General features: G+C 40.5%; 1 protein-coding gene. It reads right to left on the minus strand.

From position 1 onward, the window contains the following. Positions 1 to 34 precede the first annotated feature (34 nt). A complete protein-coding gene (locus LUA91_RS20605; protein ID WP_231428000.1) occupies positions 35 to 1339 on the minus strand; it encodes an IS110 family transposase in 1305 nt (434 codons plus the stop codon). Between the last annotated feature and the right edge of the window lie 237 nt (positions 1340 to 1576).

Raw genomic sequence — 1576 nt, forward strand, 5'->3', positions numbered from 1 at the left:
TCGTCATCCTACCATTGACGTTACTTTCAACTATCTATAATTCAATTAATTGCATTTTTAGTTCATTTGCTTTTTTATGAAGAAACATGATTTGCTGCTGTTTGATTTTTTCTTCATATTTTGCTATTCCCGTCTCAACATACACCATACCCTTGTCAAATATTCTGTAGTATAGTTCAGCCAATTTTCGTGCCGTTGCTTTTATCGCGATGCCAGAGCCCTTCCTAGCTTTTAACCTTCGGGCAAACGCACCTAATCCAGGCTGTTTACTAAGTATGAGGCTCTGGGCAGCTTGTTTGAATATTTGCCCGGCTCTTGTGGCAGCCTTCTTCTTACTCCTCTTGTTCATCTTACCGGATTGGTGTTTTCCGGGCGAAAGCCCAAGCCAAGAAACGAAATTTTTAACAGACGGCCATTGTTTGATATTGTTCCCTAATTCGGCAGTTAGCCGCATGAGACTATAATCGGTTAGGCCGGGTAGCGTGGTTGGATTGGCGCCATGAATACCCAAAAGCAGATCATGCAAGTGATCTATTTTAGGTTTGTTATGGCGAATTGGTTTTATTGGATGGTTGTCGCTGTAATTTTTGTTGGAAGAGCTATTATACTCCTCAAGTATTTTCTGGGTCTCAGCATCACATTTGGAGACTTGGCTGAGGTAAAACATATAACCCTCATAAGCCTGCTGAAGTTCGAAGATATATTCCTCCTTGTAATTACCTTCCAGCGCCAATAATATATCCCTGCCTTTGTTTTTGATCAAACTTGTTGTACAATAGCCTAAAAGCTTTTCAGGATTTCGCTCTCCTGCCAAAATAGCCTCTATCATGGCCAAGCCACTGGCCCCATGGGTTTGTGAAAGCACTTCCGGCAAGCGAATATTCATTAGGATCAACGCTTTTTGCATATGCTGAACATGAGTGGATGCCATTTGTAGTTTATCCTCCCTCATCCGCGTATACACCCTTAGTTTTCGTACAATATCCTCGGGGACAAAACTCTTACGCAACAGGCCATAACTAAATAGCTGCTGAATCCATTGACAGTCCTGGACATCGGTCTTTCTACCAGGAAGGTTCTTGCTGTCAGAGGGATTTACAAGTGTTACTTCAAAGCCATCGGCTTCTAAAACATCATAAAGGGTGATCCAATAGACCCCCGTGGCCTCCATCGCTACATGGGTTATCGAACATTCCATCAGATAGGCACTTAAATGCTTATAACTTGCGGTAAAGGTGCGAAAGTTCCTGACTGATTGGTTCTCTACGGAAACATAAACTTTTTCGCTGCCAATATCAATACCGGCACTGTTGGGATAAATCTTGCTTAGAATATCCATAATAACAAACGAGTACTTTTTTAGAATGAGCTTAGGGTATATAAGATAAAGATATTACTACCATGCGGGATATCTTTCGATTCACCAATATTGATTAATAAAATACCCTAAAACAAGACTCAGCTTCAGGTTGAAACACTAATGATACGACTGTTATGATGCTCATTTATACTCAACATAAAGGTAGCGTCATTTATATTGATTTTTATGAAATAAATTAACCCTCAGCTTGACTGG

It is taken from the genome of Pedobacter sp. Leaf250, from assembly GCF_920984735.1.
Lineage (GTDB): Bacteria > Bacteroidota > Bacteroidia > Sphingobacteriales > Sphingobacteriaceae > Pedobacter.